General features: G+C 62.9%; 6 protein-coding genes. 4 read left to right on the forward strand and 2 right to left on the reverse strand.

What is annotated here, in order from left to right:
* Positions 1-166: 166 nt before the first annotated feature.
* Together Q0W88_RS09815 and Q0W88_RS09820 are read right to left on the reverse strand one after the other, a co-directional pair.
* Positions 167-820: a protein-L-isoaspartate O-methyltransferase gene (locus Q0W88_RS09815; RefSeq protein ID WP_297802971.1), complete on the reverse strand. Its 654-nt coding sequence runs from the start codon at positions 818-820 to the stop codon at positions 167-169.
* Between the two features lie 106 nt (positions 821-926).
* Positions 927-1565 (reverse strand): TetR/AcrR family transcriptional regulator, encoded by a 639-nt coding sequence (locus Q0W88_RS09820; protein ID WP_297802985.1) that lies wholly within the window; start codon positions 1563-1565, stop codon positions 927-929.
* A 69-nt stretch (positions 1566-1634) separates the two neighbouring features.
* Here Q0W88_RS09820 and Q0W88_RS09825 point away from each other — a divergent pair, with 69 nt between their 5' ends.
* The 4 genes from Q0W88_RS09825 to Q0W88_RS09840 form a co-directional block, all read left to right on the forward strand.
* Complete coding sequence (locus tag Q0W88_RS09825; protein WP_297802973.1) at positions 1635-2747, forward strand: efflux RND transporter periplasmic adaptor subunit; 1113 nt, start codon at positions 1635-1637, stop codon at positions 2745-2747.
* Entirely contained in the window at positions 2744-5899 is a 3156-nt protein-coding gene (locus tag Q0W88_RS09830; RefSeq protein WP_297802976.1) for an efflux RND transporter permease subunit, read from the forward strand. The genes Q0W88_RS09825 and Q0W88_RS09830 overlap by 4 nt, the downstream gene beginning before the upstream one ends.
* 18 nt (positions 5900-5917) lie before the next feature.
* The gene (locus Q0W88_RS09835; RefSeq protein ID WP_297802979.1) at positions 5918-6781 is read left to right on the forward strand and encodes an alpha/beta fold hydrolase; all 864 of its coding nucleotides are present in this window, start codon (positions 5918-5920) and stop codon (positions 6779-6781) included.
* An 86-nt stretch (positions 6782-6867) separates the two neighbouring features.
* Positions 6868-7515 (forward strand): SIMPL domain-containing protein (locus tag Q0W88_RS09840; protein WP_297802982.1); only part of this gene is annotated, 648 nt, incomplete at its 3' end.

The following is a 7515-nucleotide window of genomic DNA, read 5'->3' on the forward strand; positions in this document are numbered from 1 at the left end:
TTGGAGATGGCGTTCTGCGATTCACTGATGGCCAGCGTCGGATCGCCTTGACGGGCCTGGGTGTAGGACTGGACCAGATCGACGGCGAAAGCCGGCGAACCGCTCAGTGCCAGGGCGGTGGCCAAAGCCAGGGGGGTCGCTTTGAAACGCATGCGGAATTCCTTCATCAAAGGGAAAAGCGGTCAACCGGTTGGGCGCCGGTCAAGTAGGGAATATCGGTTTCGAACAGGCTTTCGGTAGTGAAGCCCTGCGCGGTGCGGGTCAGGCATACCGCTTCCTGCACCGGCGATTGACCGCGGATGATGAACAGGCGGCCGCCGGGACGGAGCCAGTCCAGAAAAGATTGCGGCACCTCGGTCACGGCGCCGGTCACGGCGATGGCATCGAACTGCTGGCCCGGATCGAACGCCAGCGCATCGGCCTGTTCATAGCGGACATTGTTCAGGTCGAGCGCGGCCAGACGGGTTTTGGCGGCGGCGATGAAATCGGCGTGCAGATCGATGGTGACCAGCGAACGGCACAGGCTGGCCAGACAGGCGGTGATGAAACCGGAACCGGTGCCGATTTCCAGCACCTCGTCGTTCGGCTGCAGTTTCAGGCCCTGCAGCATGCGGCCTTCCAGCACCGGTTTGAACATGGTTTCGCCGTGGCCGATCGGCAGGGCGGTATCGGCGAAGGCGAGGTCGCGGTAGGCCGGCGGCACGAAATTCTCGCGCGGCACCGCCGACATCGCGGCCAGGACCTGAAGATCAACGATGTCCCAGGGGCGGACCTGTTGCTCGATCATGGCGTGGCGGGCGCTTTCAACATTCATCGTCATTTCATTCATCCTCCGGCAAGAGCCCATATTGTAAGCCGTTTGCCTGTGTGCAGTAAGTGATTATCCCCGTTCGCCGCGGTCTGAAAACGTGCCAAAAGTCACCTTCTCAGGCCGTCTGCGGCCGGTACGCGCGCAGGAACAGGCAAACCACTTCCTGCACGTGTTTTTCGCGTTCGGATTTCTCCGGCGGAGGGCTCAGGCCCATCATCACCCGCATGTAGACCAGGCCCTTGAGCAGGCAGAAGAAATGCTCGGCCGCCAGCTGCGGTTCGGCGATCGCCAGCGCGCCGCTGCGCGAGGCCTGTTCCAGAAAGCTGCGCATTTCGGACAGCATGCGCGCCGGGCCGGCGTTGAAGAACAGGCCGGCATGGTCGCTGTCGGCGCCGGACTGCTGGATAATCATCCGGTGCAGGGTCAGCGCCTTCTCGTCCATGATCAGATCAAGAAAGCCGTTGCCGATGGCGCGCAGGGCCTGCTCCAGATCAAGACCGGGCGCGGGTTTGAAGCTGCTGGCCGGAAGCTGCTGCTCGCAGCAGTCGATGACCGACTGAGTGAACAGGTCTTCCTTGTCGACGAAATGGCTGTACAGGGTCAGTTTCGAGACATTCGCCCTTTCGGCGATTTCCATCATGCTCACGCCGGAAAAGCCCTTGGCCGGAAACAGCTCCGCCGCCGCCTGCAAGATGGCCTGGCGTTTTTCCGGGTTTTTCGGCCGGCCGAGTTTTTGGGGATTTCGCAGATTCATCACATTAGTGTACCAATTAGTACAATATAATGATAGTATACCAGTCAGTACAATAAATCGGATTCTCCCATGCGCCACCTGAAATCGCGTCCTATCGGCCTTGCCGCCGTTCTTTTGCTGCTGTTGGGCGCCTGTTCGAACCCTCCCGAGGCCGATACCCGGCGTCTGGTTCTGGTGACGCAGGCCCAGCCGAGCGGCACGGCCTCGCAGGTCTTTGCCGGTGAAGTCCGTGCCCGCGAGGAAGTCAATCTGTCGTTCCGGGTGGCGGGAAAAATCGCCAACCGCTACGTGGATGCCGGCGCCCGTGTGCAGGCCGGCCAGATTCTGGCGCGTTTGGATGACAGTGATCTTGCGCTGCAGAGCCAGGCTGCCGATGCCTCGGTGCAGGCCCTGCGTGCCGACCGCGATCTGGCGGTCGCCGAATTGGCCCGCTATCGCGAACTGGTGGGCAAACAGCTGGTGTCGCAATCCCTGTATGACAGCAAGAAAGCCCAGGCGCAGGCCGCGCAGTCCCGCTATCAGCAGGCCGCCGCGCAATCGCGGGTGAGCACCAACCAAGCCGGCTATGCCGTGATCCGCGCACCGGGCAACGGCGTCATCAGCCAGCGTCTGGCCGAAGCCGGGCAGGTGGTTTCCGCCGGCCAGCCGGTGTTCGCCTTCGCCGCCGACGGTGCCCGTGATGTCGCCATTTCCGTGGCCGAACAGCACCTGCCGAACCTGCGTCTCGGACAGCCGGTGAAAGTTGAGTTGTGGACGCAGGAAGGTACCGCCTACGACGGCAAGATCCGGGAAATCGGCGCCGCCGCCGATGCGCTGACCCGCACCTATGCCGTGCGGGTGGCCTTCGATGATGCCAAGGCCGTCACCCAGCTCGGCCAGAGCGCCCGTGTCTACATGCACGATGCCGTCGGTAACGGCCTTTCGGTACCTTTGTCGGCCTTGACCGAAAGCAACGGCAAGCCGGCGGTCTGGGTCATCGCCCGCGATGGCCGCCTGCAGAAACGCGGCGTCGCCGTCCGCCGCTACGGGGCGCGCAGCGCCGAAATCAGCGCGGGTCTGGCGCAGAACGAGTGGATCGTGCAGGCCGGCGTGCATCTGCTGCGCGAAGGTGAACGCGTGCGCGCGGTCGATGCCGACAACCGACCGGTGCCGATGACCGCTGCCGCCAAGGCGGCGCGATGAGCGTCAACCTTTCCGCCTGGGCGATCAAGAACCGCACGCTGGTCCGTTACGCCATGCTGGTGCTGGCGCTGGTAGGCATCTTCAGTTACCAGAAACTCGGCCAGTCCGAAGACCCGCCGTTCACCTTCAAGGTCATGGTGGTACGCACCTTCTGGCCGGGCGCGACCGCGTCCGAAGTCAGCCAGCAAGTGACCGACCGCATCGAAAAGAAACTACTGGAAACCGGACAGTACGAATTCCTGCGCTCCTATTCCAAGCCCGGCGAATCGATGGTGATGTTCATGGCCAAAGACGCCATGACTTCCGATCACGTGCCCGAACTCTGGTACCAGGTGCGCAAGAAGGTCGGTGACATCCGGCATACCCTGCCGCAGGGCGTGCAGGGCCCGTTCTTCAACGACGAATTCGGCGACACCTTCGGCAACATCTACGCGCTCAGCGGCGACGGCTTCGACTACGCCACGCTGAAGAACTACGCCGAACGCATCGAGCTCGAACTGCACCGCGTGCCGGACGTGGCGAAAGTCGAACTGGTCGGCCTGCAGGATGAAAAGATCTGGATTAACCTGTCCAACACCAAGCTGGCCACGCTCGGCCTGTCGATGTACCAGGTGCAGCAGGCCATCGATGCCCAGAATGCGGTCAACAGCAGCAGTTTCTTCGAAACCGAAACCGACCGCGTGCAGCTGCGGGTCAGTGGCGGATTCAAATCCATCGATGAAATCCGGAACTTCCCGGTACGGGCCAACGGCCGCAATTTCCGGCTCGGCGAAATCGCCGAGATATCGCGCGGATTCGCCGATCCGGCCGCGCCGAAAATGCGCTTCATGGGCAAAGACGGCATCGGCATCGCGGTGTCCATGCGCAAAGGCGGCGACATCATCGCGCTCGGCGCACAGCTGGAAACCGAATTCCAGCGCCTGCAGAAGACCCTGCCGGCCGGCATCACGCTCGAGAAGGTGTCCGACCAGCCGGCGGCGGTCAAGCACTCTGTGCGTGAATTCGTCCGCGTCCTGGCCGAAGCGGTCATCATCGTGCTGCTGGTCAGCTTCTTCTCGCTCGGCAAACGCCCGGGCCTGGTGGTGGCCCTGTCGATACCGCTGGTGCTGGCGATGACCTTCGCCACCATGTATTACTTCGGTATCGGTCTGCACAAGATTTCGCTCGGCGCGCTCATTCTCGCGCTCGGACTGCTGGTCGACGACGCGATCATCGCGGTCGAGATGATGGCCATCAAGATGGAGCAGGGCTTCGACCGGCTTTCGGCGGCCTCGTTCGCCTACACCAGCACCGCCTTCCCGATGCTGACCGGCACGCTGATCACCGCCGCCGGATTCCTGCCGATCGCCACCGCCAACTCCTCGACCGGTGAATACACGCGCTCCATCTTCCAGGTGGTCACCATCGCGCTGCTGCTCAGCTGGATCGTCGCGGTCATCTTCATTCCGTTCCTGGGCTACCGGCTGCTGCCGGATGCGCATACGCCTGAATCGCCATCGGGCCGCAAAACATCCCGCTTGAAGCAGCGCCTGTCCTTGCTGCTTCCCCGCGTGGTGCAGGGTTGGCTGGCGGATTCCGACAGCGCGCATCAGGATCCTTATGGCACGCCCTTCTACCGGCAGCTCAAACAATGGGTCGGCTGGTGCCTGCAGCACCGACGGACCGTGATTCTGGGCACCATTGCCGCGTTCGTGGCCTCGGTGCTGCTGTTCCGTTTCATTCCGCAGCAGTTCTTCCCGTCGTCCACCCGCCTCGAGCTGATGGTCGATGTGGAACTGGCCGAAGGCGCTTCGCTGAAGGATACCCAGCGCGTTGCCGAGCAGCTCGAACGCGAGCTGGCCAAGCGCAAGGAACTGGTCAACTTCGTCAGTCATGTCGGCGCCGGTTCGCCGCGCTTCTATCTGCCGCTTGACCAGAAACTGCCGCAGGCCAACTTCGCCCAATTCGTGATCCTGACCAAGGACATCGAATCCCGGGAACGGACCCGACTCTGGCTGATCGACTTGATGCATGAAAAATTCCCGACCGTGCAGACGCGGGTATCGCGTCTGGAAAACGGTCCGCCGGTCGGCTATCCGATCCAGTTCCGGGTGTCCGGCGAACACATCGACGAGGTCAAACGCCTTGCCCATGACGTCGCGGACAAGGTGCGCGCCAATCCGCACGTGGCCAACGTCAATCTGGACTGGGACGAGCCCAGCAAGATCGTGCGCCTGAACATCGATCAGGACCGCGCCCGCGCGCTCGGCATCACCTCGACGCATCTGGCTGCGTTCCTGCGCGGTTCGCTGTCGGGCACCAATGTCAGCACCTACCGCGAAGGCAATGAGCTGATCGAGATCCTGCTGCGCGGTCCGGACAACGAACGCGCTAATCTCGATCTGCTCGACAGTCTGTCGGTGCCGGTCGACTCCGGTGCCAGCGTGCCGCTGTCGCAGATCGCCACGCTCGAATACACCCTGGAAGATGGCATCATCTGGCACCGCAATCGCCTGCCGACCATTACCGTGCGAGCCGACATCTACGACGAGACCGCGCCGCCGACCGTGACTGCGCAGATCCTGCCGGAACTGGAACGCATCCGCGCCGCGCTGCCCACCGGCTACCTGTTGGAAACCGGCGGCACCGTGGAGGACTCCAACCGCGGCTCGAAATCGGTGGCTGCCGGCATGCCGCTGTTCCTGCTGGTGGTGATGACTCTGCTGATGCTGCAGCTGAAAAGTTTCCGGCGTGCGTTCATGGTGCTCTTGACCGCGCCGCTCGGGCTGATCGGGGTGACCGCCTTCCTGCTGATTTTCCGCGTGCCGTTCGGCTTCGTGGCCATGCTCGGCACCATCGCGCTGTCGGGCATGATCATGCGCAACTCGGTCATCCTGGTCGATCAGATCGACCACGACATCCGTGCCGGCAGCGCGCCCTATATCGCCATCATCGATGCCACCGTGCGCCGCTTCCGGCCGATCGTGCTGACCGCACTGGCGGCGGTCTTGGCGATGATTCCGCTGTCGCGCAGCGTGTTCTTCGGGCCGATGGCGGTGTCGATCATGGGCGGTCTGATCGTGGCGACCCTGCTGACCGTGTTCTTCCTGCCGGCGCTGTACGCGGCCTGGTTCAAGGTCGACCGCGATACGCCGGCGCAGTCGGTGCATTGACGGCGCGGAGACCGGACCATGCAGACCATCGGGATTGCGGTAGGTGAACATGATCGCCTGATCGGGCATCTGTTTCCGGCCGAAGCGTCTTGCCGGAAAGGGCGCAGCGTCATCGTCGGTCCGGCCACGGCGGTGCCGCAGACGTTCTATTACAACTTCTGCCGCTATCTCGCCGGTCACGGATTCGACGTGCTGACCTTCGATTTCCGCAGCGTCGGTCAATCGAAACTGCGCCCGATCCGGGACTATGCCGACATCGGCTTCTCGTCATGGGCCGAACAGGATTACCCCGCGGTGATCGACTGGATGCATGCGCAGCACCCGCAGCAGCCGTTGTACATCGTCGGCCACAGCGTCGGCGGCTGGATGCCGGCCCTGACCCGCGCCAGTAACCGCATCGACGGCTTGCTCGGCATTGCCGCTTTGTCGGCCTATTGGCCCTTGATGGCACGCCCGCACCGTTATTTCCATTGGTTCGCGTGGCGGGCATTGGTGCCCTTGAGTACGGCCGTATTCGGGTATTGGCCGGGATGGGCCGGGCTGAACCATGATCTGCCCACCACGCTCGGCCGCGAATTCGCCGAATGGGCCCAGCAGGCCGATTTCGTGTTCGATGCCCGCCAGTTCGACGCCCGCGGCAATGCCCGCCAATTCACCGGCCATCTGCATCTGTACCAGATCAGCGACGATCCCTGGGGCACGCCCGAAGCGGTGCGCAGTCTGATCGCGCATTATCCGAACGCGCGCAGTGCCGCCATGGAAACCCTGCGCCCGGCGGATTTCGGCGGCCGGGCCATCGGCCATCTGAATTTCTTCCGCAGCGCCCACAAAGATACCCTGTGGTCGCATGCCCTCAAGCAGCTCGAAGCCTTCGGCGGATAAACGCCGCATAACCGGCGCCGGGCCCCGCATCGCCAGGGCGCCCGGCTTTTGCTTTAATAGGCCGATCCGTTGCCGAGGAATACGTCATGTCCACTTCTAGCCCCAAAAGCGCCTGGATTCTTGCCGGCGGCATGCTGTCCGGTCTGTTCCTGCTGGGCCTGACGCTCGGCCAAAGCCTGATCCGCTTCAAGGAATACGAGCGCACGGTGACGGTCAAAGGCCTTTCGGAACGCAATGTGCCGGCCGATACCGCGCTGTGGCCGGTGACCTTCGCCGCCAGCGGCAACGAGCTGTCCGCGGTGTATATGCAATTGGAGAAGGACGGTGCAAAAGTGCGCCAATTCCTGCGCGACAAGGGTTTCAAGGACGCGGAGATCACGCTCTCGGCACCCAATGTGAATGACAAAGGCCAGTACACCGACGACAACCGCGGCGGATTGCGCTACTACGCGACGCAGACCGCCACGGTGTACACCAGGAACATCGATCTGGTGCGGGCCATGAACACCCAGATCGCCGAACTCGGCAAGCAGGGCGTCGGTGTCGGCGGCGGCTATCAGTCCACCGACTATCAATTCTCCGGACTGAACGCGCTCAAACCGCAGATGATCGAAGAAGCGACACGCAACGCCCGCCAGGTGGCCCAGAAGTTCGCGGAAGACTCCAACAGCAGGCTCGGCAAGATCAAATCGGCCAGCCAAGGCCAGTTCAGTCTTGAGCCGCGTGATGCCAAT

The sequence above is a fragment of the Arenimonas sp. GDDSR-1 genome, from assembly GCF_025980345.1.
Taxonomy (GTDB): domain Bacteria; phylum Pseudomonadota; class Gammaproteobacteria; order Xanthomonadales; family Xanthomonadaceae; genus Arenimonas.